This window comes from Pedobacter sp. Bi126 (assembly GCF_918698245.1).
GTDB lineage: Bacteria > Bacteroidota > Bacteroidia > Sphingobacteriales > Sphingobacteriaceae > Pedobacter.
Window position 1 is genome coordinate 694669 of record NZ_CAKKMS010000002.1, and the last position, 26572, is coordinate 721240.

General features: G+C 38.8%; 22 protein-coding genes and 1 tRNA gene. 11 read left to right on the forward strand and 12 right to left on the reverse strand.

The window, feature by feature from the left end; genetic code table 11:
• The first annotated feature begins 519 nt into the window (after positions 1–519).
• From LQ201_RS08015 to LQ201_RS08040, 6 genes are all read left to right on the forward strand, one after another.
• Positions 520–1407, forward strand: coding sequence for an AraC family transcriptional regulator (locus tag LQ201_RS08015; protein ID WP_230141043.1), 888 nt, complete (start codon positions 520–522; stop codon positions 1405–1407).
• 990 nt (positions 1408–2397) lie between these two features.
• Positions 2398–3234: a fumarylacetoacetate hydrolase family protein gene (locus LQ201_RS08020; RefSeq protein ID WP_230141053.1), complete on the forward strand. Its 837-nt coding sequence runs from the start codon at positions 2398–2400 to the stop codon at positions 3232–3234.
• Positions 3235–3366: 132 nt separating this feature from the next.
• Positions 3367–5082 (forward strand): IlvD/Edd family dehydratase, encoded by a 1716-nt coding sequence (locus LQ201_RS08025; protein ID WP_230141055.1) that lies wholly within the window; start codon positions 3367–3369, stop codon positions 5080–5082.
• A gap of 9 nt (positions 5083–5091) precedes the next feature.
• Positions 5092–6411, forward strand: coding sequence for a gluconate:H+ symporter (locus tag LQ201_RS08030; protein WP_230141057.1), 1320 nt, complete (start codon positions 5092–5094; stop codon positions 6409–6411).
• A gap of 343 nt (positions 6412–6754) precedes the next feature.
• On the forward strand, positions 6755–7489 hold the full coding sequence (locus tag LQ201_RS08035) for a helix-turn-helix transcriptional regulator (RefSeq protein WP_230141059.1): 735 nt from the start codon (positions 6755–6757) through the stop codon (positions 7487–7489).
• Between the two features lie 72 nt (positions 7490–7561).
• Positions 7562–8095 (forward strand): dihydrofolate reductase family protein, encoded by a 534-nt coding sequence (locus LQ201_RS08040; RefSeq protein ID WP_230141060.1) that lies wholly within the window; start codon positions 7562–7564, stop codon positions 8093–8095.
• A gap of 384 nt (positions 8096–8479) precedes the next feature.
• Here LQ201_RS08040 and LQ201_RS08045 read toward each other — a convergent pair whose 3' ends face one another.
• From LQ201_RS08045 to LQ201_RS08060, 4 genes are all read right to left on the reverse strand, one after another.
• Positions 8480–10702 carry a S41 family peptidase gene (locus tag LQ201_RS08045; RefSeq protein ID WP_230141062.1) on the reverse strand — a complete coding sequence of 741 codons (2223 nt, stop codon included), beginning with the start codon at positions 10700–10702 and terminating at the stop codon, positions 8480–8482.
• A gap of 817 nt (positions 10703–11519) precedes the next feature.
• Positions 11520–11888: a DoxX family protein gene (locus tag LQ201_RS08050; protein WP_230141072.1), complete on the reverse strand. Its 369-nt coding sequence runs from the start codon at positions 11886–11888 to the stop codon at positions 11520–11522.
• A gap of 14 nt (positions 11889–11902) precedes the next feature.
• A complete protein-coding gene (locus LQ201_RS08055) occupies positions 11903–12343 on the reverse strand; it encodes a nuclear transport factor 2 family protein (RefSeq protein ID WP_230141074.1) in 441 nt (146 codons plus the stop codon).
• 68 nt (positions 12344–12411) lie between these two features.
• Positions 12412–12912 (reverse strand): hypothetical protein, encoded by a 501-nt coding sequence (locus LQ201_RS08060; protein WP_230146625.1) that lies wholly within the window; start codon positions 12910–12912, stop codon positions 12412–12414.
• A gap of 111 nt (positions 12913–13023) precedes the next feature.
• On the opposite strand from LQ201_RS08060, the gene LQ201_RS08065 reads away from it, so the two are divergent.
• Positions 13024–13440, forward strand: a complete 417-nt coding sequence (locus LQ201_RS08065; protein WP_230141077.1) for a helix-turn-helix domain-containing protein — start codon at positions 13024–13026, stop codon at positions 13438–13440.
• 571 nt (positions 13441–14011) lie between these two features.
• Here LQ201_RS08065 and LQ201_RS08070 read toward each other — a convergent pair.
• Positions 14012–15004 (reverse strand): NADP-dependent oxidoreductase, encoded by a 993-nt coding sequence (locus LQ201_RS08070; protein WP_230141080.1) that lies wholly within the window; start codon positions 15002–15004, stop codon positions 14012–14014.
• Positions 15005–15259: 255 nt separating this feature from the next.
• On the opposite strand from LQ201_RS08070, the gene LQ201_RS08075 reads away from it, so the two are divergent.
• Positions 15260–15631: a hypothetical protein gene (locus LQ201_RS08075; RefSeq protein WP_230141082.1), complete on the forward strand. Its 372-nt coding sequence runs from the start codon at positions 15260–15262 to the stop codon at positions 15629–15631.
• A 144-nt stretch (positions 15632–15775) separates the two neighbouring features.
• Here LQ201_RS08075 and LQ201_RS08080 read toward each other — a convergent pair whose 3' ends face one another.
• The 6 genes from LQ201_RS08080 to LQ201_RS08105 all read right to left on the reverse strand — a co-directional run bounded on the left by LQ201_RS08080 (position 15776) and on the right by LQ201_RS08105 (position 21627).
• Entirely contained in the window at positions 15776–16591 is an 816-nt protein-coding gene (locus LQ201_RS08080) for an AraC family transcriptional regulator (RefSeq protein ID WP_230141084.1), read from the reverse strand.
• Positions 16592–16650: 59 nt separating this feature from the next.
• Entirely contained in the window at positions 16651–17655 is a 1005-nt protein-coding gene (locus tag LQ201_RS08085) for a hypothetical protein (protein ID WP_230141085.1), read from the reverse strand.
• Between the two features lie 113 nt (positions 17656–17768).
• Positions 17769–18743, reverse strand: a complete 975-nt coding sequence (locus tag LQ201_RS08090) for an NADP-dependent oxidoreductase (RefSeq protein ID WP_230141087.1) — start codon at positions 18741–18743, stop codon at positions 17769–17771.
• Between the two features lie 503 nt (positions 18744–19246).
• Positions 19247–20083: an alpha/beta hydrolase gene (locus LQ201_RS08095; RefSeq protein ID WP_230141089.1), complete on the reverse strand. Its 837-nt coding sequence runs from the start codon at positions 20081–20083 to the stop codon at positions 19247–19249.
• A 679-nt stretch (positions 20084–20762) separates the two neighbouring features.
• On the reverse strand, positions 20763–21326 hold the full coding sequence (locus tag LQ201_RS08100; protein ID WP_230141093.1) for an Arm DNA-binding domain-containing protein: 564 nt from the start codon (positions 21324–21326) through the stop codon (positions 20763–20765).
• 228 nt (positions 21327–21554) lie between these two features.
• Positions 21555–21627: transfer RNA gene (locus tag LQ201_RS08105), tRNA-Lys, on the reverse strand.
• Positions 21628–21809: 182 nt separating this feature from the next.
• Here LQ201_RS08105 and LQ201_RS08110 point away from each other — a divergent pair.
• From LQ201_RS08110 to LQ201_RS08120, 3 genes are all read left to right on the forward strand, one after another.
• Positions 21810–22931 carry a formylglycine-generating enzyme family protein gene (locus tag LQ201_RS08110; RefSeq protein ID WP_230141095.1) on the forward strand — a complete coding sequence of 374 codons (1122 nt, stop codon included), beginning with the start codon at positions 21810–21812 and terminating at the stop codon, positions 22929–22931.
• Positions 22932–23035: 104 nt separating this feature from the next.
• A complete protein-coding gene (locus LQ201_RS08115) occupies positions 23036–24322 on the forward strand; it encodes a sugar MFS transporter (protein ID WP_230141098.1) in 1287 nt (428 codons plus the stop codon).
• Between the two features lie 148 nt (positions 24323–24470).
• Positions 24471–24977 carry an HAD-IIIA family hydrolase gene (locus tag LQ201_RS08120; protein WP_230141100.1) on the forward strand — a complete coding sequence of 169 codons (507 nt, stop codon included), beginning with the start codon at positions 24471–24473 and terminating at the stop codon, positions 24975–24977.
• A 910-nt stretch (positions 24978–25887) separates the two neighbouring features.
• Here LQ201_RS08120 and fsa read toward each other — a convergent pair.
• Positions 25888–26547: a fructose-6-phosphate aldolase gene (fsa, locus tag LQ201_RS08125; protein ID WP_131032427.1), complete on the reverse strand. Its 660-nt coding sequence runs from the start codon at positions 26545–26547 to the stop codon at positions 25888–25890.
• Positions 26548–26572: the final 25 nt, after the last annotated feature.

The window sequence follows — 26572 nt, forward strand, 5'->3', positions numbered from 1 at the left end:
GGGGCGGTGCTGTCAGTTCGGAGCATACGCAGCGTTTAGCGCTTAAGTATGGTGGTTGAATGTGAAGTAAATCTATCTCATAATGATTATATTGGTTTGCTGGTTAATCAATCCCTGTTCTATTTAGCTAAGGCAAATACGTTTAGGCTAAATGGTTTATTTGAAGAAAGCAGCTGCGAAGAATAGCAGCATCCATTTTTCCTTTTATATTTGGTTTCGAAACAGTTATGTTACACAAGCAAATAAAGACAACTTTAATGAAAAGCAATTTCAGTATTACAGCAAAAAATTGTAACATATTAACATAGCTATTCCTTTGTGGTAGGAGTTGCTGTCTGATAAAACATATAAAATATGTCTGTTTATCAATTACTTACAATTTTTATTCAACATGAAGCCAATCTGTTCCGCAAATCATAAAACCTGGCGTTGTTAATATAACTACCATTAATAGGTAATAGATATGCATTATATCGTACATAATTTATAAATTCATGCTATAGTTAACCAATTATAAACATGAAGGCTACTTTAAAAAAGGCTACTCCAAACCCGGAGCATTCCTTTAATATCCATAAGGATATAGGGCATGCGATATTAAGTGCATGGCACTATCATCCCGAATGCGAATTATTGGTAGTTAAAAGAACCTACGGTACCTGCCTGATAGGCGATCATGTTGGTCCTTTTAAAAATGGTGATGTATTTTTATTTGGATCAAACCTGCCACATACTTTCCGGTGTGAACAAAAATATCTGGAGAGCGATACCGAAAAAGTTGGAGAAACAATTGTGATTCTTTTTCAAAACAACATCTGGGGTGATGCATTTTTAAATCTTCCTGAAATTAGTCCGATTGTTAAACTGCTGAACACAAGTAAGCTGGGTTTGCGTTTAAAAGGCGTAACCAGACGAAAGGTTGGCAAAATAGCGGAGGAAATGCTCAACGAATCGCCTGCCCGTAAGTTGATCAATTTATTGTCTGCTCTAGAAATAATAGCTGCATCGAAAGAATATGAAATTATATCATCCAACGGCTTTAACCCGGAAGTGAATAGCATCGATCAAAGCCGCATTAACACCATATTCGAATACACGTTTAATAATTACCACAAAAAAGTAGGGTTGGAAGATGTGGCTGCATTAATTAACATGGGAAAACACTCTTTTTGCAGGTACTTTAAATCCAAAACGAAGAAAACATATATCCAGTTTTTAATGGAAGTGAGAATTGGAAATGCATGCAGATTGCTATTAGAAGAAGAATTTAATATGACTGAGGTAGGCTATGCCTGTGGCTACAACAATATTTCTCACTTCTATCATCAATTTAAAGCGCTTACTAAAAAAAATCCAATGGACTACAGATACAATTATCTTAAAACCGAAGAGAGAAAATTTGCCTAGTAACCTCAGTTTGATTATTAATCTTCCTTTAAAGGTCTGCTACAGACATTTTTCGTTCATGGCCGTCCATTGACAGACTCCAATAGAAAAATCGTCATTGCGAGGAACGAAGCAATCTTAATGCGCACGCTAGTAGCGATCGTTGTAAGATTGCTTCGTCGGCTGAAAAAGCCTTCTCGCAATGACGATTCCTCACAGCCTACAGCTCGTTAAAAATTCTCCTGTCCATTCATATTGTTTTATACTATAAATTACCCCCAGGGTGACGGGTTAATTAATTGTTAGAATCAACATGAATGACAAATTTTTTAGAGTTATAAGCTTTGAGAGGAATCGTCATTCCCAACTTGATTGGGAACCACGGAGTGCTCATGAATGCCTATAAATAAAAGGAAAAACTTATGAATAATCGTAATGCAAGCGCTTTAAGATTCCCGCCTGCGCGAGAATGACGGCCGTACTGAGAGATTCTGTCAATGGTAGCTTATTTTACTGCGTAGCTTTCCCCTTTGCTACAGGTCAGGGTTCATTTAGCAGTAAAGATGCTGACCAGTTAGTAGTTACAAGACAATTGAAAAGACAATTTCTACTTTGCAAAATAAATCCGATAGCTATCCGATCAACATGATCGCGGTGGTTTCAGGGATTTAAAATTAGTCAGTGTAAATAAGTGTAAATAAATATTAGTCGAACTGAGGTTTACCAGGTTTTGACTTGCTTTTAAATGGGGTATTTCGTTTAAGATCTTGCCAGGTGATTTGCCTGATGTAAGCTCAAATCAAAAAGTATCTTAATTAATAATGATCAAATCCTGATCAAATTAGGCAACGCAAACCAGTAATTTTAGTATTGAAGCATTTTATTGTATTATATTAACATTATGCTATAAATGTGCGTTAAAACGACTTATTTGGCTTTAGATTTTACCGCCTGGATGCTTAAATAAAGTTCGAACTTAATTTTCGATCCAAAAAACTAAACCAAATAATTATGAGAATTTATAACACTTCTAGCGGGATTATTATACACCACAATAACCAATATTTTTTAACAGAAGAAAAAAGCTGGGATAGGTTCGTAAACAGGAGCAACCTCTTTAAATTGATCAGTAGCGAGCTGCAACATCTCCAACCTAACGAAGATTTACAAGCGCTTACCCATTCAGCTGTTTTAACGCCTATAGGCAGCCAGGAAGTATGGGCATCTGGCGTAACTTATTTTCGTAGCAGGGAAGCCAGAATAGAGGAATCAAAAGAAGCAAAAGGAGGGGATTTTTATGCCAGGGTATATGATGCAGACCGGCCAGAACTTTTTTTTAAGTCGCCGCCTTATCGCACAGTAGGTTCCGGAGGAAACATACGGATCAGGGCAGATTCTAAATGGAACGTGCCTGAACCGGAATTGACCTTATTTATCTGCTCAGAAGGCACTATTGAAGGTTATACAATAGGTAATGATGTATCTTCGAGAGATATCGAGGGCGAAAATCCGCTTTACCTCCCGCAGGCCAAATCATACAATGGTGCTAGCGCTTTAGGTCCTTGCCTTTTAGTTACAGATGGACCAATAGATCCGGATACCAATATCAGCATCGAAATAACCAGAGATTCTGAGGTCCTTTTTAAGGAGCAAATATCCATTAATCAAATGAAACGTAAGCACAAGGACCTAGTGGCCTACTTGTTTCGGGAGTTAGATTTCCCTCATGGAACCTATTTAATGACAGGTACAGGAATAATCCCCACTGATGATTTTACTTTACGCAGCGGAGATATTGTAAAAATAACCATTTCAGCGATTGGTTCGCTTATCAATATCGTAGCATGATAAACATTGGCAAACAAATTATAGGTTTTGAAACCGCTGCCGAAGCAAGCGAGACGATTTTTCGATAAACAGGTTAACCGGCGAAAATCTAAATAAGGAAGTAAAAATATAGCAACATAGTATATTCTAGATATGAAATCATATAGAAGTTCGACCTGGTTTGGGAAAAAAGATAAAATGGGCCTCATCTATCGCAGTTGGATGAAAAACCAGGGCATGCCCGAAGACATGTTTGACGGCAGACCGGTAATAGGCATTTGTAATACGTGGTCTGAACTTACACCCTGCAATGCCCACCTGCGCGATATTGCCGAAAGTGTTCGTCGCGGGGTATTGGAGGCTGGCGGCTTTCCGCTGGAATTTCCCATCATGTCATTAGGTGAAACGCTCATGAAACCTACCGCCATGTTGTTCCGTAATCTCGCCAGTATGGATGCAGAGGAATCGATAAGAGGCAACCCTATTGATGGTGTAGTACTACTTACGGGCTGCGATAAAACTACGCCTTCTACGCTAATGGGAGCGGCAAGTGTAGATCTGCCAACCATTGTGGTTCCTGGCGGACCAATGTTAAACGGAAAATATCACGGACACGACATCGGCTCAGGAACAAGTGTATGGAAGCTGACAGAGGAATTAAAGAAAGGCGAAATTACTTATGATGAATATGCAGAAGTAGAAAGTTGCATGTCCCGTAGTCCGGGCCACTGTATGACAATGGGAACGGCTTCTACTATGGCTTGCATGGTAGAAGCGTTGGGCATGAGCCTTTCCGGCGGTGCAGCTATACCTGCCGTTGATTCCCGGCGGAAAAGGCTTGCTCAGCTATCCGGAAGGAGAATAGTTGAAATGGTTAAAGAAGACCTGAAAATTTCTAAAATACTAACACGCAATGCTTTTGAAAATGCAATTAAGGTAAATGCTGCAGTAGGAGGTTCCTCAAACTTTATTATTCACCTTACCGCTATTGCAGGGCGTATGGGTGTAGCGCTAAACTTAGACGATTTTGATGATATTGGCAGTAAAATGCCGCTTCTGGTAAATCTTATGCCTTCAGGGAAATTTTTGATGGAGGATTTTTACTATGCTGGTGGTGTACCCGCTGTTTTAAAACAAATGCAATCTGTTTTAAAAATGGATACCCTAACGGTAAGCGGGAAAACGCATGCCGAAAACATTGCTGTTACAGGAATAAATTACAATAAGGAAGTTATCTATGAATTTGAGCAGCCAATTATTCAGGAAGCCGGAATTACGGTACTAAAAGGTAATCTTGCAGTTAACGGAGCGGTTATAAAGCCATCGGCAGCTACGCCCAGTTTGATGCAGCACCGAGGTAGGGCAGTAGTGTTTGAAGACATTGAAGATTACCATGCGAGAGTAGATGATCCCGATTTGGATATCGATGAAACTTGTGTAATGGTCTTGAAAACGGTTGGTCCGGTCGGCTATCCGGGTATGCCTGAGGTAGGTAACATGACTTTGCCGAAAAAGCTACTTGACAAAGGCGTAACAGATATGGTAAGGATATCGGATGGCAGGATGAGCGGTACGGCATATGGTACAGTTATACTGCATGTATCGCCAGAGTCTGCTATTGGTGGAAATTTAGCGCTGGTAGAAAACGGCGACATGATTGAGTTGGATGTAGCCAATAAACGTATCCACCTTGAAGTGAGTGATGAAGTGTTAGCCCTGAGGCGAAGCAATTGGGTACCGTCAATTCCTGCTGCAACACGTGGTTATGTAAACTTATATGTCAACCATGTTCAGCAGGCAGATAAAGGTGCTGATCTGGACTTTTTAGTAGGCGGTTCAGGTTCAACAGTAACCAGAGACTCTCATTAAAGTAGGAACATGGATGTACTGATTCTTTTTGGCTGCATAGTTTTACTTGTATTATTAATTGCATGGGCGAAGGTTAATACCTTTCTTGCATTTTTAATCGTATCTGTAGGGGCAGCCTTATTGTTAGGTATGCCTGTCGCCAGTATTCCGCAAACTATTAATAAAGGATTAGGAGATACATTGGGATCACTGGCAATTATCATCGTTTTGGGCGCCATGCTCGGAAAACTCGTCGCTTCCAGTGGTGCCGCTCAAAAAATAGCCACGGTATTAAAAAAGACATTCGGCGCTAAATACGTCACCTGGGCCATGTCTTTAACAGGCTTTATAGTGGGCATTCCATTATTTTATAATGTTGGGTTTGTATTGCTTATTCCAATTATTTTTTCGGTAGCCTACAACTATAAGTTACCTCTGGTATATGTAGGCTTGCCTATGCTTGCATCGCTGTCCGTAATGCATGGTTTTTTGCCACCTCATCCATCGCCCATGGCTTTAGTTACTCAATTTCATGCAGATTTGGTTAAAACCTTTATTTATGGTTTAATCGTGGCCATACCCGCTATAATTATTGCAGGTCCTCTTTTCGCAAGAATATTAATAAATATGCAATCTAGCCCAACAGTTACCCTGCAAGCCGATGAACTGCCCGATAATGAATTGCCAGGGATAACAAATAGTGTGATTTCTGCATTGTTACCTGTACTTATAATTTTTGGTACCACGTTGATAACCAGGATATGTAGCGATAATATGGCTGTCGTAAATCTCGCCAGCTTTATCGGTGATCCAACAATCGCCATGATATTAACCATTTGTATTGCAACATTTACACTTGGGATCAGGTCAGGTAAAAAGCTGATTGACATTATGGTAATTTTTGTTGATGCGACAAAAGATATAGCGATGATCCTTTTAATCATCGGTAGCGCAGGTATTTTGAAACAGGTATTTGTAGAAACAGGGGTGAGCAACAGCCTTGCCGCAATATTGAAAGGATTAACCCTGCCACCTTTATTATTGGCCTGGTTAATAACGGCCGTGCTAAGGCTTTGCCTGGGTTCGGCTACCATAGCTGGCCTCACCGCTGCTGGTATCGTTTATCCGCTTGTTGGGCCTCATGGTGCCGATCCAAATTTAATGGTGCTCGCGGTTGGATCAGGGAGCCTATTTTGTTCTCACGTAAATGACTCCTCTTTCTGGCTATTCAAAGAGTATTTAGGATTATCTATAAAACAAACATTTTTGTCCTGGTCGCTGATGGAAACGCTGGTATCGGTTATCGGACTTATCGGAATACTGATCATGAACCAGGTACTGTTTAAATAGGTAATCGTCAGCCAAGATAATAACGTAATCGAGCATGAAGAAAATGGTTGGTTTATTTATCACGCTGGCAAGTTTTACAGTGTCAGCACAGCAATCGAATTTTGAGTAGGATGCACGGCAATTGGGGTGCTTGATAAATATCAAACAGTTCCCAAACCATACAGTTCACAAGTTCGATAAACCATTTAAAATCAATAAATAAGCCTGATAATTTTTTTCATATATTAGCAATATAAAGCCAGCAATCTATGGCTCCAATACAAACTTATGCTTCATTGGGGATTGTTTATGGCTGGTATAAGAAAGTTAGCGATCATTGTAACAAACGACACTGCAGAAGCCAATGAATTACAACAAAGTAAAACCTTGCAAAGAATTAGAGCCTTTTATTCATTTTTATTGGGAACTTAAAGGAAACGAGCAAGAAAGACAGTTGGAACGAGTTTTTCCGGATGGCTGTGCTGGTATAATAATGAATTTGGGAGACACTTGTTTGACTGATAACGGCTCAGTTTTAATAGAGTTTGGGAAAACTTACGTAGTTGGTGCAATGACTTCATATAAAGACAGCTTTATTGAAACCGATACACATTTAATAGGTGCGTGCCTAAAACCTGCAACTTTTGCAAATTTCTATAAATATGATTCACAAAATGAGTTGATTAATGACACTGTTGAATTTGAAAAATCCAATTCATTTAATGTTGATAGAACATTTGTCAATCCATTCAATTATTTTGACCATTTCTTTTTAGAGAGAATGAAAAGTAAAAACAATCCGCTACAATCAGTTATAATCGATATACACTCAACAAACGGGCAAATGAGCATTTCCGAGATATCAAAACGAAATTTTACTACGATAAGACAGTTGGAGCGAAATTTTAAAAAGTTGATTGGACTATCACCAAAAGAATATTCAAATATTATTCGTTTTCAGAATGCTTTAAATTTAATCAAAAATTCAAATCAAAACCGGAGCTTATTAGATATTGCATTTGAATGTGGTTATTATGATCACGCTCACCTTAGCAATGAAATTAAACAAAAAACTGGACTTTCACCTTCACTACTTTAATTTGTCGCATTTTTACAAAGTACAAATGGTTATCGAAAAGTAATTTTGTAGAAACATTTAAATTCAAAAAAAATGCGAAAAATATCACTTTTCATTGCAACAAGTTTAGACGGCTACATTGCAAAACCTAATGACGACCTTAGTTTCTTAAAACTCGTTGAAAAGGAAGGCGAAGACTATGGTTATGCAGAATTTACAAACACAATTGACACATTAATTGTTGGCAGAAAGACCTATGATTATGTACTTAAAGAAATCGGACCATCTCATTACGATAACGGACAACGAGATGTTTATGTCATAACAACAACTGAAAGACCTCAAGTTGGCAGAACAATATTCTATACAGGAGAAATAGCCCAATTAGTCGAACGACTAAAGTCTGAAAAAGGAAAAAACATTTATTGTGACGGTGGTGCAGAAGTGATAAATGAACTATTGAAGTACGAATTGATAGATGAGCTTATAATTTCGGTTATACCTGTTTTATTAGGCAGTGGGACACAGCTTTTTAAAGAGGGAAGACCTGAACAAGTACTTGAATTTATCGCAGTAAAAGCATTTGAAACAGGATTGGTACAACTGCATTACAACCGGAAAAAATAAACAACGAAATCAGCTGTTCGAGATGCTCTGTCTCCAAAGCACTGCTTTGAGTAAAGGCATCGGGATAAACTTCTCATCCCGCCGGGATTGGCTCAGCCCCACAAAATCCCGAACATTGCCCTGAGTCTTTTACAAATCGAACCCCGGCCGGTGCTTCTGTTCGAATCCCAACGGGAATAAAACAAAAAAACCTCACATTTCTGTGAGGTTTTCTGTGAACTTCACTGACATATTCTCGAACCACTTTTTGTCAGATTTAAAACGTATAATTAATTGGCGGGTAAATTAGAAGGGGGACAATGAGAATTTACTAGCAGCGTTTTTTGTGATTTCACTACTAGGGTAAAATTATTTAAATCAATATGTTGACTGGATAAACAAGATTTATTTAAGTATCTCTAATGCCTTTTCGAGGTACTCATCTCTACCTGCACTTACTCCAGAGATGGTTTGGTTTACGAACACATCTGGTTGTATACCAAGACTAAACATTTGTCCTCCATCATGCAGTTTTACCTTCATCCCTGTAAATCGTATGCTATAGTTTCCTGGCAAGGTAAAAGGGTTTACATTACCATTGGCACCTGCTGTGGGTTGGCCTACAATAGTGGCCAGTTTATAGTGTTTGATGAAACCCATGTAGCTTTCGGCGTAACTTATTGCGCCGCCTCCGGTGAGGAAGATTACTTTGGCCGAGATATGCGGGGTTTTAGGTTTCATTTCCCAACCCAAGCCTGTGTAACTAACATTTTCATAGTCTGGAGCGATAATTTTAGGCACAAACATCCATTTATCGTTGTCCTCTTTAGTTAATAGATGGGAGATTAAATCGTGATTACCTCGTGGATAACCTCTTAAGTCACAAATAATAGCTTTGGCAGTATTGATTTCGGGCATCATAGCAGTAATATCCTTCATCTCGGTGTTTCCAATATTGATGTAATATACACCGTCCTCTAGCTTTTTAATCTTAGGTTGTTCGGGTGTTTTTCTATAGTCAGTTCGAGTAAAACGGAATTCTTGTTCCTTCCCATCACGAGTTACCTTTAATAGCAATTCCGTGTCTTTGTAACCTTCTAGAAATTGCCTGGTTGCATTACTGTTTTTCCACTGATCTGATCCTGAAATTTCGCTTTTAATACTACTAAAATGCTCAAGAGCTGGTATGCCATTGATTGAGGTGATGATATCGCCCACTTTTAAGGGAAGCGAGTCGACTTTGCTAATTAACAGCTTACCCTCAACGTAGGCAATATCTGCCTGAATAGAGAAATAGTTTTGCTCTCCGAAAGATACGCTTACGTGTCCATCCTTTAATTTCTCTGTCATTACCCGCAATACCTTCCCAAATTCTTGACTAGTTTTAGCTTGATAAGCTGCATTTAGCGCTAAAGTAAGTTCTTTTTCCCACTCCAGTTTAATCTCCTCTTTATAAGGGAAAAAGTGTTGGAATACATTCCAAGCAATATTTATCGAAGTTAATCGCACATATACATCGCTTGCATTAAATAACTCGGGAGTTGTCTCGCCTATTCTTTTTTGCAGTGCTTTTAACTGAGTGGGATTAGCTGCAGGATATGTTTCTTGATCACTACCTAAGAGCACCTGGGGAATAATGCATTTAAGTCCGTTACCTATGTCTTTTGAAAAGTATGCGCCAAATTCAGGGTTTTCATCAAAAATACATTTGACCAACTGATCAGTGGAATTGTCAGAGATAAGCAATGCTTGTTGCCCGTCAACATTAGCATCCTTTACGTTAACATAGTTATAGCCTGCAGACTTTGTATACCATCCAAGGGTATCGGCTTGTTCAAAAGAGCTGTTTTGTAAAGGTATTTTCTTCCAAATACCGTTGTCTTCTATTTCCAGTATAAAGTTATCAATCCAAATTTTTCCTTCACCAAGTAGAAAAGCACCAAAAAACAAGTTACTAGCATCAATATCAATTGTTCCGGTTATTTCGTATGCTTTCCATTCCTTGGATTTTATAGGCCTGTCATCCATATTATTGAAGAAGCCATAATTCTTTCCTTCACGATCAACCCTGACCCAAAACTGGCCTTGGCCATTTGTTAAATCAGTCCTCATCCAACCTTTTAACCTAAATTTTTTCCCTCTATAGGCTTCGACATTAATATTACTAGTTGCTCCTCCGAATTCAGCCCCATTTGGATCTTTAATCTTGATTTTTCGATTCGTTCTCGCACTTTTATACAAGCCACCATTATTACCTAAGCCATAATGTTGCCAGGTAATTTCTTTCATGCCTACTTTGTTTGAAGGGGTGATTGACTTTACATCAAACGCCTTCGTATAGTTATCCTGAACAATCTGCACTGAAGGTGCAATAGGATTGAATAAGCCTTTAAGTTTTTCGGTGAGCTCTTTTTGGTTACCTGCATTCTCCACTTCTTTACTTCCATAGTAAATAAATTTTTCCCAGTTGAGGCTAGCTGCTTCATCAGAAGGGTGGAAATATCTAACATACCCACAAAGTTTGGTAAAAGTTTCAAGGTTGGAAACTTTTTGTCTTTGCGGAATTCCTTGAGCATTTGCTGTTAAAATAGAGATTAAACAAAACAGGGTTAAGAGCGGTTTCTTCATGGATGAATTGATTTAGGTTTATAGTAAAACTAAAGTAATCATAAAATCCAGTCCCTGATCATGGGTTTTATTAGATTAACAACTTTTAACATTGATTATGGCTATGAATGCGAAAATTATTATCCCCATCAGGTTGGCCTTACCGACATCGAATCTAAAATCTTCGTTTAATTAGTTTTTAAGCAACATTGTAAGTACCTTAAAAAACAAAAAACCATCTTTACGTTAAATAAAGATGGTTTTGTATTTCTGTAATCCCGCTGGGATTGGCTCAGCCCCGCAAAATCCCAAACTCGGCCCTGAACCTTTTATAAATCGAACCCATGCCGGCGCTTCTGTCCGAATCCCATTAGGACTAAAACAAAAAAACCTCACATTTCTGTGAGGTTTTCTGTGATCCCGCTGGGATAATGACTTATTAATCCAAACGGTACTAAATGAGCAAGTTGTGAAAATTATATCATCATCGTTTCAATGTGGGCACCAAATTGGGCACCAGTTATTTTGATATGAATTGACTAGTTTTGAAAGAACAATTTGTTATTTAATGCAATATACTGATTATTTTATTGTTAAAATTTATTTAAAAACAATATCAATAATAATAAGTTAGTTAGCCCATTAAGGATATGGTGAACAAGATACACCCCGCTATATAATTGGTTAGATAAAGGAACCCTCAGAGAGAAACTAAGTTGATCTAAATTGGTTCATGTTTTTACAAAACAAAATCTCCACAACTAACGACCTCACTCATATTAGCAAACTATTCACTGCCTATTGTTGATCTGTTATTTCGTGCCGTATCCATTATGAATTAAGCTACCTCTGTATTTGGTGTGCCAAGGAATAGGGCAGGGTCACGCAAAAAGGCTGTAATCCAAACCAGTGCCAATGGAATTCCTGGGTTTAGCATGGAACCGTCATGAGACAACTCTGTTGCCATGGCTCCTGCAAAATAGCAGCATAACAATATAAAACCGATGCGCATTGATCTGTTGAAAGCGAATAGTACTACAAATGCCATCTCCATCAGACCCAATACGGTTGCCGAGTTGGGCAGGTTGAATTTAACCAGTCCTTCCACCGACCAGGGCAAATGGAGCGCCTTCATTAGTCCGCTTGTGAAGACCATTATCACTACCAGGGTTGTGAGTGAAATCGTGATGATTTTTTTTATTTTCATGTTTTTTAACGCATTTAGTTATTGAATGGTCTTGCCTCCACGATTATGAAATGGCCAGTACGTTTCTTTATCAGCCATTTGCCATTTTGAAACACATATTTGTCATCATATCTTACACTGTAATCGGTAATGTTATCCTTTCCTTCAGCTTCCCTTACCATTTTAATCTGGGTAAATGAAATACCTGTTGCGGTGTCACCATCGATATTTACCGTGTGTTGGCCATTTAATGTGAAGTAGGTCTTAACCAGGGAGGCATGTCCGGTAAATTCCTTTTCTAGGTTTTCCGTTCCCGAGACGTTTGCCACGAGGTTTCCGCCCATGTAAACCTGATATATGGCATCAGTGGTAAATATCTCCATTTGTTCCGAAATTTTCTTTTCATCTCCCAAAGAGGCATACGCGTCTATAAGGCTTCTTAATTCTTCTTTGATTGTCAAATGTTCAAGTGTCATGATTTTTTATTTAAGTATTTGAAATGTTATCCTATATGTTATTTAATTAAAAGCAATGTCTAGGTTAGCTAGTAATCAGCTGCCAAAAATGATGGATCCAGATTGTAGATATCGAATAATTGGAACGTTGCCAGCTCTTTATTTTCGAAGCCCATATGCTTGTCCAATATGGAATGGTCAGTATCAATGGGTACCAGTTGCAGTCCCTTGTTTAATGCGGTCTTTATGACAAGTCCGATAGCCATACTTGTAATCCTATCGGTCCAATCCTGTAGGGTCTGCTCATTTTCTGCCAAATTGTTGTATTTATCCAGGAATTCCAATCTGAGCTGCGCTGGTATGGTTTGATATTCCTTAGATTTCATCGCGTAATCTATAAGATCCCCTCCATTAAAGTCTGTTCTTTTGAGCACCAGCAACTGGGAAGAGGCGAACACGGTTTTCTCCATTTTAAGCCCTATTAGTTCGTTGCGTTCTATGCTGGTCATCGTGAATGGCCAAGAACCAGATGAAGGCATAACTGGAAAGATATCCAATATTAATGAATCTATAGTTTGATCTAGTTTCATATGATGGTGATTTACTAATCTCATTTTTTTATTTGTTTTTCTGTTCAGCAAAATTAATGTATATTTGCTTACAATTTATTAGTGGTTACTTAAAGGTTAGTAGGTTATCGTATGGAGGATATTGAAACAAAGAAACTGATACCCGGAGAAGGTAAGGGGTTTACCGAAGAATGTACAAAGGTTTTGCTTGCGGTGAGCGATGCACTTTATGTAATCGGTGGAAAATGGAAGCTGATGATCATTATCGCCATGGCCCGTGGCAATAGTAGGTTTACCGAACTCCAGAAGCAGGTTACCGGCATTTCGGCCAGGGTTCTTTCCAGTGAACTGAAAGATCTGGAAGCCAATGGATTTATCATCAAAAGAGTAACAGCTGGATATCCTGTTACCATCGAGTACGAGCTTTTACCCTATAGCCAAACACTGGAAGAACTTGTTGAGGCAATGACCAGATGGGGCATGCAACACAGGGAGAAAATCAAGAAAGAAAGATCTATCAACAATTCATTACAAGATACATCGGTATAATATCCAAATCTCTGAATGATTATCTTTACCACAGATTAGCAATTATTATATCGTTTCATAGTATCCAAGAATTTATTCCTATCTAACAGGTATTTCTGTTATTTAACATTAGTAAAACTTGCATTTCTATTGAATTTGACAATAGCACACCAACATACACAGATTATAAACTATAACATGTTAGCTAGTAATGTACTGGTAAAGCAAGTTAGGATTTGCACAGGTTTTGCACAGCATCGGTACTAAAAGGGGATAGAACTAAAATCGTCCTTTATTCGCACTATGCAACGATTAGAAATAAAACAAAAATGCCCTTCAAGATATCGTGAAGGGCATTGGCTCACGATCCAATGTACTTTTCAAGAAATCCACTTGATGACCTTATCAAAAATTGCAAGATTTGATGCATATTCTTTAGAATAAGATATAGATTTATAATGCTTTAAGGTTGTTTCAAATTACATCGTAAATTTCATCCTTTTGCGAATAAAATTTGATGAATTGCAGCAGTAAAAGCCCCTCCGCGAGATATTTTTATTGGGATATTATCAAGCATACCACTGCTGTAAAACTAAGGAATCAATATGATTTTTCCAACTGCGTTTTTAGTCTGGATAATTCCATGCGCTTTTGCCATCTCCCCAAGGGGCAATAATTCAGAGATATGCGTTTTAATCTCACCAGCAGACAATAAACGAGCTATATTCTCCATATCTTGCAAATAATTCGGGTTTGGCTTTACACTTACCCTGCTAACCGTTATATTCCTTTCCGATTTAGCCTTATCGATAAAATGCTGATCTGGATAGACCACGATACTCGATAATATCCCTCCATCTTTGAGGGTTTTCAATGATCTGGCCAAATGGGTATCTTCTGTACTGCTTACCTCAACTTCAACCCAGACCGCATCATGCACAATATCAGCATCATTTATGATCTCTTCTACTGCTTGGGTTTGGTAGTCGAAAAATTCGTCCGCGCCCAGGCCAAGAACAAAATCCCTGTTAGCACCAGAAGCAACAGCAATCACATATGCACCGAAATGCTTGGCTAATTGTACTGCATAATGTCCAACGCCACCAGAGGCACCATATATAATCACTTTGTCTCCTTTTTTCACCTTGGCGAAATTTACCACAGATGCCCATGCTGTCAAGGCTGCCATGGTTGCGCCCGCCGCTTCTTCAAAGCTTACGTTAGCTGGCTTGATCACCATTTCGGATTCAGGCGCAGCCACAAATTCAGCGTAGGCATTTGCCTGTCCGATAAAGTTGAAGTTTCCAAAAACCTCATCACCAACCTTGAATTTTGTAACCTCTTTACCTGTTTCTACGACAATCCCTGCCACGTCCCACCCAAGGATAATATTCTTTTCATCCCCTTTACGGGCATAGATAATATCTAATGCCGCCTGGTTTCTACGCACAAACGCATCAACAGGATTAATGCTTACTGCCTTTACCTGAACCAAAATTTCTGTATCCGTGATTGATGGGACTGGAACTTCTGAGAGAACCAGGTTTTCAGGTCCACCAATTTCTTTTAATGTTATTGCTTTCATTATTATGATATTTTTATCAAAGGTAATTCCGATTTCAAATGTCTGTTTTGTTTAAAATGTCAATTTAACTTTGCTGAAAGTGTCATTTTTTCCTTCGGTATACATTAATTTATAGGCCATGACATTTTAAACAACTAAGAATTGACATTTTAAACAAAACATTTTACCTAGTTGGGCTTTAACTTTGACCATATATCTAAGGCTGTTGAAAGTACGGTCCCGATGTAATTAACGAATTTTTAAAATATACTTGCAATGTCAGAACATTCAACTTTGCGGCTTACGATGTCCGCCACTTTGGATCCCAATGAATGGGAAAAACTTGAACAACTAATGGCCGAAGCAAAAATCTTTGTGCCAACGGAAGGACCTGGGGTACTTATCCATGAGGGTCATTACGATCCTGAGACACACAATGTTTTGTTTTTGGAATCATACGCCGACGAACATGCACTGCTCAAACATGCCGAAGTCTTTGGACAGATAATGAACAAATACAAAGTGGACTGGAAAATAAAGAGAATAGATTTACTTGGAAATTACTCACCCGAGATTTTTGCGATGTTGAAAGGAATGGCCAATGGTGCGGAAGTCAACCTTTATAACCATGTATTTAAAAATAAATAGTTATTGCTGAAATGCATTCAATAGCTGCATTCCAAGGGAAAAAAAACATAGCTCAATAATTTACGGAAGCTCATTTTACAGACTATGTAAAATGAGCTATGGTTTTAACACTTCGATTTTAACAACTTGACCTTCGCGAATTAGCTAAGTAAGTTTTCCTAGAATTTCAGAAGGAGGATATCCAAAATGTTTCTTAAATGCAAAGGAAAAATGCGAAAGGTTCTCAAAACCCGTTTCCAGATAAATTTCTGTTGCCTTCTTCTCTTTCTTCGACAGTTGAAAATGCGCCAGTTCCAAACGCTTTATGGTCAGCCAACGCTGGGGTGTAATCTTGAAGGCCTTTTTAAAATCTCTGATAAAAGTGGAAAGACTACGTCCGGTTAGGTAAGCAAATTTTTCAAGTGGCATATTGAACTTAAAATGTTTCTCCATAAAATCAACCAGATTGATCTTTCCCGGTTCCGAGAAATCGGACAGCACACTATCGATATCTGGCTCGATAGATCTAAGGATAGATATTGCCTCATATAGCTTGAGCTCGGCAATTTTTTCCGGAAGAGGCTGTTCAAGGTTAAGATATGGAATTACCGAAGCAAAGAAACTCTCCAGTAATGGCTGTTTATTCAAGATCCTTACCGAACTATCGGGAGGCGCCGTCAGGTTGGGTCTTTCATTGGCATAGAATGCTTTCAGTTTATCGACGGTAAGACCAAAAACTACAGCTTGGTAGGGCAGGTTGTTCATTGGTTGTTTGATCACTGTCGAAATCTGGTTTCTTGGAAAAAGCAGCATGCTATCCGCTCCGAAGATATAAGTACGCTCTGCCTGTATGACCTTCATCTCACCAGAAATGATCAGTACAAAGGAGTGAAACTCAAAGCTGAGATCATCTTTGAAAATGCCTTCTTCCGTAACGGTCCATACAAGGTCGGTAAATCTGCTGTAGTTTCGTTTCGCCATTGCTAATCAATTCATATAACCTAGAAAATATGGATTATGTTAATAGTTCCGTACAATGCCTATCTGGCTTCCGATAATATTTCTTGGAGTTTCTTTGCTTGTGCATCCATTGCCTGCGGACCATTTCCAGTCAACAACTTGAACTTTGGATCGTACACTACCTGGATTGCAAGTGGATTAAATTTGGTTTCAACTTGGTAGTCTCCATTTCTGAGTGCGTCTTCAACAATAAATTCCAACCTGGTTTTCCTACCGGGTATTTTTGGATAAGCCATTCTCACTGCAATCATTTCAGCGAGCTTCGAAGATACGGTTATTTTGGCACCTTTGAAATTATGGTTAACCGTAGTAGATATCTTTCCATTAACTGAAACCCTGTATTTTGTTGATGTCAATGCCACCGGCGCATGGCAGATCAATGAAATTAAAGCTCCGTTTTCGCGGAGGATATTAAGAAGTTCCCCCAGATAAGGATTCTCATAAAAGTCTACCATAGGTCCATGCCCACCGGGCAAATGGACAAAGTCAAAGTCTTTCAGTTTTAAGGTATTTTCTGGATCACGATCTTTTTCCAATAGTTGATTGATAGAAAAGAACTTGTTTTCCAGTAACTTACCCATGCTTTTCAAAAGTTCTGGATAAAGAACCTTTACCTCTTTGTCTGTGTTAGGCAACAAGTCGGAGATCGGGATTTTGCCCAGATACTTATAAGCAGTGCTCAATTCTCCATCTCTTCTTGCCACCAGTTTCGTCCTTTTCTTGCGAAAGTTATCAGCATTAAAATTGAATAGCTGATCGACCATCATACTTCCCATCTCAGCGCCCATTTTATCCATCGCATGGAGACTTAGTGACAGCCCATTGATGTCCAACTGTGGGGCCATACCGTCCGGGGTAGCAAATACAAATTCATGGGTATCGGCAAAAGTTTGTAATACCCTTGCCAATTCGATGAGGAAAAATCCGGTCGATAGTCCGATATGACTTTTTGGCTCGGCAAGGGGCAATATTCTTGCTGAAGAAATTATGATGAGCGCTTTGCGTCTTTTATGATGGATAGTCATTTATTATAATTATGGTATCGTAAAAATCTTATTCTAAGTCCAAAAGCGCAGTTAAAAATTAGGAAAAAACAGGCTTAGGAATGGAAAAGGCACAGTCCATCTACACGGTAAAACTATAGCTTGATTACTATCTTGCCCTTAGTGGAATGCGTTTCTATCTGCTGGTGCGCCTTGTAAGTATCTTCGATAGTGAATGTTTGTGAGATGTAGGATTTTATCGCTCCAGATTCCAATAGTGACCTGATGGCCTCTATGTCCCCGACATGGTCCTTCGTATCGGTGACATTCATCCTGGTAACGGTCACATCTTTCTCTTTTTTGGCATTTTCAATAAATTCAGCACTTGGATATACCATCACACTCAAAAGTGTTCCCCCTGGCTTTATTGCTAACAATGAACGGGCTATATGCGATTCGTCATTTTTCCACACTGCATCATGTACCATATCTGCATCTTTCACCAATTCCTCAAAATTTTGCGTTGAATAATCTACAAACTCATCGGCACCCAACCCGAGTACAAATTCTCTATTTGCCTCTGATGCAACCCCTATCACATATGCCCCAAAATACTTAGCGATCTGCACCGCATAGTGTCCAACACCGCCCGATGCCCCTGTAACGACAATTTTATCACCTTTTTTGATCTTGCCATAACCTACAAGTGAAACATAGGCTGTTTGTGCAGCCATTGTTGCGCCAGCAGCCTCTTCAAAACTTATGTTTGAAGGTTTCATTGCAAGGTCTACTTCAGGGGCACTCACATATTCTGCATACCCAGCGCCCAATCCAAGGAAATTGATCATTCCAAAAACTTCGTCCCCCTTTTTAAAATTGACAACATTTTGTCCAACTTCGGTAATGACACCAGCGATATCCCAGCCCAATATAATGTAAGGGGCCGCTGGCGTATTCAAACTTACCAGACTCCACCAATCTTTTACCTCATGAACATGTGCTTCCACAGGATTAACACTAAACGCCTTAACTTGCACCATTACTTCATTATCTCCGATTGAAGGTAGAGGAACCTCTTCCACGTAAAGGTTTTCTGCCGCACCAAACTCTTTTAAAACAACTGCTTTCATATTTTCTGTCATACTTAGGAAGCAAAGTTATTTGATAACGCTAAACCTAGTTTTGCTGAAAATGTCAATTTTAGTTTGTTCAAACTGTCAAAACCTTGTGGCGAACGCTTGGTTACGAACCAAAAAAACAAAAAGATTAGCTATCATAAAACAAGCATTTAAGAAAGGATAGGGCTAAATATCCTCCACTGATACCATTATCAATCCTCCTTATACCGGCTTCCATTCTCAAATCAGGGTGGACTTTTCATCGAGTATAAAACAAAGAAGACCTGCAACTTGCGTTGTAGGTCTTGCTCCAGAGGCTTTTTGCTTCTCCATAAAGCTAATTGATGACCTTAAGAGAGTTGGCCATATAGAAGAGAGAGATTCGACTAACACAATAAATTATATACAAAAATTAAGACATTAACAATTAACTAAAGATTTGTCATACCAATTGCCCACTCTCTTTTATACCCAATATCCAAACTGTGAATGTAAAATAACTTGATGCCAATTGGCTATTTAAGATTTTGCGTAAAGAATGATTCCAATCTGTCAAACGGAATCATATCCAGTTTATCATACAGGTCAACGTGAACACCATTTGGAATAATCATCAACTCTTTAGGTTCAGCGGCTGCCTTATAAATATCTTCACTGAAATAACGTGAATGTGCATTTTCTCCTGCGATCAAAAGCATAGGTCTTGGAGAGATTTCCTTCACGTACGTCAATATTGGCATATTCATAAATGACAACGGGTTTGTGATCAACCAAGCTCCGTTTGAATTCACTGAATTCGGATGAAAACCGCGAGACGTTCTATAATAGTCAAAATATTCTTTTACAAATTGGGGTTCATCACCTTTTAGAGTTTCTGGCAGGTTTCTTGGACCATCTGCAGGTTTTCCATTTTCTGCATCTTTCCAACGTTGCAGGCTCAAACCCTCTAACGTTTTTGTACGTTGTTCAGGAGTTACAGAATCGTTGTATCCTTTCGAAATTACTCTTGTCATATCGTACATACTTGTCGTTGCAACGGCTTTTACCCTTTTGTCGACAGCAGTCGCATTCAGGGCAAAACCTCCAAAACCGCAAATCCCGATGATTCCGATTTTATCCCTGTCCACATTTTTTTGTAGTCCCAAAAAATCTATCGCTGCACTGAAATCTTCGGTATTGATCTCCGGGGAGGCAACATTTCTGGGTTCGCCACCACTTTCGCCTGTATAGGAAGGGTCAAATGCAATTACCACAAAACCACGTTCTGCCATCTGGTTGGCATACAATCCAGAAGATTGCTGCTTCACCGCACCAAAAGGTCCGCTTACTGCCAATGAAGCCAATTTTTTCATTTCCTGCATTTTTTGGAATATACAGATCTCCGGATAAAGTAATACCGTAACGGTTTTTAAAAGTTACTTTTTCACGGGTTACTTTATCGCTCAATTTAAAAGTATAATGTGCTGCTTGCTCTGTTGTATTCATTTTTTTTGAATTTTTAGTTAATGATTGCTGTTTCTTCTGTGCTGATAACTGCCCTAAGGACAATAACGACACAGTGATAATTAATGTTAGTTTTTTCATTTTTGATTATTTACCTGATCAAATTCTTCATCTGTTACCGGTTGTGTATTTCAATGAAAGTGACCCCTCTGTTTCGGACCAAACTGGCCACCAATTTGATTACCGGATGATGCGCATTTAAGTTCCTTTCCCTCTGAACAAATATACATTTCGGATTCAAATCCATTTTCCTCAGAGCATTTCGGCTCAATCCATCCTACTGCAAGATTTATCCTCAATTCACCCCGGCTTAAAGTCCAAAATCCATTCGCAGGTAATTAAACGCGCAAAAAAACGCCATAAATCCTCCAAAACAGCGAAGCGACCGTAGTCCATCCCGAATTGCAGATATGCTCCCAGGAGCCTTTATTTTATGCAGAATTTGGAAGATTATTCCTAAAAGCCAATCGAAGAAAAGGCTGATCGAAAGATCAGAACGGCCAGCTTGCCCCGGAACAGGTGGTCACTTTAAAGCGTAATGGGGTGACAGTTTAAATGCGGAACGGGTGGCCATTTTTGCCGAAATGCCCAATCTGTAACCTTAAATTCAAATTTTAAAAACTCAACAATCTTCTTTTGAGTGGCTTTCCATTGTTTTAATGTCTCTTTTGATCGTATTTCCTTCTCTACCAACTCGCTGAAATCTTTAATATGGATTTCAGTTAATTCTAATAATGAAGGTGTTTTATGTTCTTTTAACTCATTCTTTCTGCCTTCAATAGGAACGTTTTGGTAAATGTTTTTTAGCATTAATGGGCTAACAGAATCATACTGGGTTTTTAATACATTAAAATTAACTTCGAGTGAGCTTTCAATGTGGTTAAGGGCTGAATTAATTTTCTTAGAATCAGTTGACCTCATTACTTTTTTCATTTCAACGTTCCAGTCCTCAACATGTACTTTTTGGGATGTTGAAAATTCAGCATCATTTCCATCAATAGAAATCCTGCAAATAATAGGAGCAAGGCCCTTTGAATCGGCTTTTGATTTACGGTGCCAGAATAGGATTTTTAGGGTTTGGTTACTTTTCATTTCTCAATCTTTTAGTAAAACATTTTATTTGTTTTCAGATTGTTTTTCAGCACTTTAAATCAATTTGATCTGGTATGACTGGTGCCCAAATTTACCGATTACAATTGGGCACCAGTTAGGGCACCAGTTTGTATGGTTTAAGATGGTTCGAAATGACTTATTATTTTTTCAGAATCGCGGTTTAAAATATCTTTTAAACAGAAAAGGCGCAATTTCTTGCGCCTTTCGTGATCCCGCTGGGATTCGAACCCAGGACCACTACATTAAAAGTGTAATGCTCTACCAGCTGAGCTACGGAATCTACTTTACTTAAAACGTTATCCGTTTCCTTTAAAGTGGTGCAAATATAGGGTTATGAAGCATTTCCTGCAAATAAAAAATTGCCAAATGCGTTAGTGTATTGATTTATAGGCGAATTAATTATTTAGCTTCTCTTTTTTAAACTTAATTGATATTTTTATCGCTCCAAATTTAATATCAATCATGCATAGATTTCTTTCTGCTTTGTTTTTTTTGCCGCTGCTCTTTATACTTTCTTGTCAATCTAACCAGGCTAAAGAAGAAGAACGAGCTAAACACAAGCAAGATTCTTTAGCCTCATGCGAAAAAAATATGCCGAGCCGTTTTGGTGCGGTGAAAGATGCCTCAAGTTTTGCTTCCAACAATAAAGTAAGCCATGAAGGCATGGTTTTAATTCCAGCAGGCGAGTTCGCCATGGGCGCTTCTGATAAAGAGGGTAGAGATGACGAATACCCGCAACATCGGGTCAAAGTCTCTCCTTTCTGGATTGATGCTACTGAAGTAACCAATGCCAGTTTTAAAAAGTTTGTTGATGCTACCGGGTATCTTACTACGGCCGAGCGTAAACCAGATTGGGAAGAAATGAAAAAACAGCTTCCGGTAGGTACGCCAAAACCACCCGACAGTGTTTTTGTTGCCGCCTCTTTGGTTTTCTACCAGCCTAAAAGTGTTACTTCATTAAATGATGCCTCGCAATGGTGGCGTTGGGTTAAAGGCGCCAATTGGAAACATCCTCATGGGCCTGGCAGCGATATTAAAGGAAAAGAAAACTTTCCGGTGGTACATGTATCCTGGGATGATGCCATGGCCTATTGTAAATGGTCGGGTAAACGTTTACCAACAGAGGCAGAGTGGGAGTATGCCGCAAGAGGTGCTTTGAAAAATGAAAAATACCCATGGGGGAACGAAGATATAGAAAAAGGTAAAGTAAAAGCCAATACCTGGCAGGGGAGCTTCCCAGTTAAAAACACCAATTGGGATGGTTTTAATGGTTTAGCTGCAGTGAAAAAATTTAAGCCGAATGGTTATGGACTTTATGATATGGCGGGCAACGTATGGGAGTGGTGCAGCGATTGGTACCGGCCTGATTATTATAGCAAGCTTTCAGCGTTGAGCACCAATCCTAAAGGTCCTTCAGACAGTTACGATCCTATGGAGCCGACTATACCTAAAAGAGTGGTAAGGGGTGGTTCTTTTATGTGCAACGCCTCTTATTGCAAAGGTTACCGGGTAACATCGAGAATGAAAACTTCTGTTGATACAGGCTTAGAGCATACCGGTTTTAGGTGCGTGAGCACTAACTAAAGCCCTTTTCTGTTAAAGTTTAAATTACGCAAACGTTTGATCCTTATTTTATTAAATATTATTGTTTAGTTTGGTCCAAACAAATTAAACCGAACCAAAACTTTATGCAACCAACAACTAAATCAGGTCAAACGCAAGGGCCAAAACCGCTTATTATCATTTGTGCCCTATTCTTTATTTTTGGCTTTGTAACCTGGGCAAACGGAACATTAATTCCTTTCTTTAAATTATCTTTCGGATTATCAAACTTACAGGCATTCTTCGTAACCTTTGCATCGTATATGGCTTACTTCTTTTTAGCGCTGCCATCATCGTGGATACTTAAAAAAGTTGGCTTTAAAAATGGAATTGTTTTAGGCTTGGTTATTTTAGGCCTTGGTTCTTTGATATTTATACCTGCGGCACAAACCAGAACGTTTGGTTTGTTTTTAACTGGGATTTTTGTTCAGGGTGCAGCATTAGCTTTGTTGCAAACCGCATCAAACCCGTATTTAACCATTATCGGCCCTATTGAAAGTGCTGCAAAACGGATCAGTATTGCAGGCATCTGTAATAAATTTGCCGGAATGATTGTGCCTTTGATTATGGGCAGTCTGTTTTTGAAAAATGCCTCAGAGGTGGAGAAACAGATCAAAGCGGCTACCGGCGCTGTGCACGAGCAGTTATTGAACGATGTTTTAGGCCGTGTAAATATGCCTTATATTGTTTTGGCAATCGTTTTCTGTCTTTTTGCGGTTTTTATTAAATTCACCGACCTTCCAGAAGTTGAAGTAGAAGAAGATGTGATCGATGAAAGCAAAGGAGAAGTGGTAAAACATACCAGTATTTTTCAATTCCCACACTTGTTCCTGGGTGCACTTTGTATTTTTGTATATGTAGGTGCAGAGGTTATGGCTGGCGATATTATCGGCATTTACGGCCGAGAATTAGGTATTAGCGCAGAGATTAGCGGAAAGTTAACCTCTATTACGCTTTTCAGTATGTTAATCGGTTATATTATTGGTATCGTTACCATTCCAAAATACATCTCCCAGCAAAAAGCCCTTAGAATCTGTGCTATTTTAGGCATCATATTTACCATTTTATCTTTTGCAATTTCCAGCTGGTTTGCCGTAATTTTTGTAGCCCTATTGGGTTTAGCCAATTCATTAATGTGGCCGGCAATTTTCCCGCTGGGCATTAGCCACTTGGGTAAATTTACCAAAATAGGTTCGGCGATTATGATTATGGGTATTGCAGGCGGTGCTTTAATGCCATTATTATATGCTTTCTTAAATGAAAAATTACATGTTAACTTTCAACTGGCCTATCTTTTAACTGTGTTACCATGTTACTTATACATTCTGTATTTTGCGATAAAAGGTCATAAAGTAGGATTAAATTTAAAATAACCAAAACCAAATAAATTTTATGATTAAGCCCGGTCTTTAATTAGATTGGGCTTTCTTTTGTCCTTAATTTTCAGTTATTTTGACGAATTATAAACGAGGCCTGAATCTCAAATCTCCAATCACAATACTCATATCTCAAATCACAATAATGAATAAAGCTATTTTTCTCGACCGTGATGGTGTACTCAATCACGAAATATATGATTACATCTGCCGTGTTGAAGATTTTAAAATCCTGGATTACCAGATTCCAGTATTAAAAAAACTATTTGATGAAGGTTATCTTTTAATTGTAATTACCAATCAGGGCGGTATTGCTTTAAAACGTTATACCGAGCAAGAGCTGGCCATTATGCACCAAATGCTCCAAAATGCTTTTATAGCTCAGGGAGCCGATATTGCAGGTTTTTATTATTGTCCGCATCATCCAACTGTCGGTGGCGAATGCAAGTGCAGAAAACCTGCTTCGGGAATGATTTTAGATGCAATTGATATGTACAATATCGACCCGGCACAATCTATTATGATCGGCGATAAGCCAAGAGATGTTGAAGCTGCAAATGGGGCAGGAGTAAAGGGCATTCTAATCGAACCTGATGAGCAGATTAGTTATGAGAAAATAAAGGAAGTCCTTAGTCGGGAGTCTTTAGTCTAGGCGCGACTTACGAAGTTTAGGAGGGAAGGAGCGGTGAGTAACTTCGTAAGTCAGAAGCTTCAGAATTATATTACGATTTTCCCTGCCCATACTTACGAAATCCTTCTGTGCTTGTGCCCTTTAAGATTTCGTAAGATGTCTATAAATATCATTTGGGCGTTTTAACACGCTGTACACTGTATCTTTTTGGCTGTCCTTCGGTAACGCCAGGGGCAATATTATTAAGTTAAGCAATGCGGCTGTCAGTCTGAGCGTAGTCGAAGACTTCTTGAGATAGATAAAACGCAAATAAATGCCCTTCGACTACGCTCTCCGTAGGAGTCCTTTGGACAGGGTGACATCTTTTTGCGGTTTATCCTTAACTCAATGACATTATCCTTCAAAAATGCCAGTCCAAAAGGACGCCGCTTCCATCGTTAACGCATTACAAAGCAATGACTTACGGAGTTTACAGAGGAAATTGCACGGGAAAACTTCGTAAGTCAGAAGCCTGCGGATTTCTATTTCGTTTTGTACTTACGAAATCCTTCCGCGCCTTGCCCTTTGAGATTTCGTAAGATGCCCCGGCCACCTAGACCTGATTGAAATGGCATTCCGGTATTCGATTAATTTATCATTATTGAAAAGTTACCGGAATATAATGGAAAGCAGGACTGCAGAAACTGATCGGCACTGTTTCTGCTCTCCAAAAAAAATTGCAATGACTTACGAAGTTTACAGAGGAAATTGCACGGGAAAGTTTCTTCAGTCAGAAGCCTGCAGATTTCTACTAATCTTTGATATACTTACGAAATCCTTCCACGCGCTGCCCATTGAGATTTCGTAAGATGCCATAAAACAAAAAATCCTAAGTCTTAAACCGGAAATCCGACTCAAGACTTAGGACTAAAGACTTTCGACTTTATAATTCTTATTTCCCAGCAGCTTTAGCGTGGTCAGCTAAAAATGTAGCTAAACCGCTATCTGTTAGTGGGTGTTTTAATAAACCAGCAATAGCAGCCAATGGTGCAGTAATTACATCAGCACCTAATTTAGCACAGTTAACGATGTGTAATGGTCCGCGGATTGATGCAGCTAAAATCTGAGTTTCGTAACCGTAGTTATCAAAAATAGTTCTGATATCTTCAATTAAAACCAAACCATCGCTAGAAATATCATCTAAACGGCCTAAGAACGGAGAAACATAAGTAGCTCCGGCTTTAGCAGCTAATAATGCCTGTCCGGCAGAAAAAATTAAAGTACAGTTGGTTTTAATTCCTTTTGACGAGAAATATTTAATGGCTTTAACACCATCTTTAATCATTGGTACTTTTACTACAATTTTCGGGTTTAAAGCGGCTAAAGCTTCACCTTCTTTAACAATCTCATCGAAAGTAGTAGCAATAACTTCTGCACTTACGTTATCATCAACAATATCGCAGATCGCTTTATAATGGTTAATTACATTTTGTTCGCCAGTAATACCTTCTTTCGCCATTAAGCTAGGGTTGGTGGTTACGCCATCTAAAATGCCAAGATCTTGCGCTTCTTTGATTTGATCAAGATTTGCTGTGTCAATAAAAAATTTCATGTTTATAAATTCTTAAATATTTGAG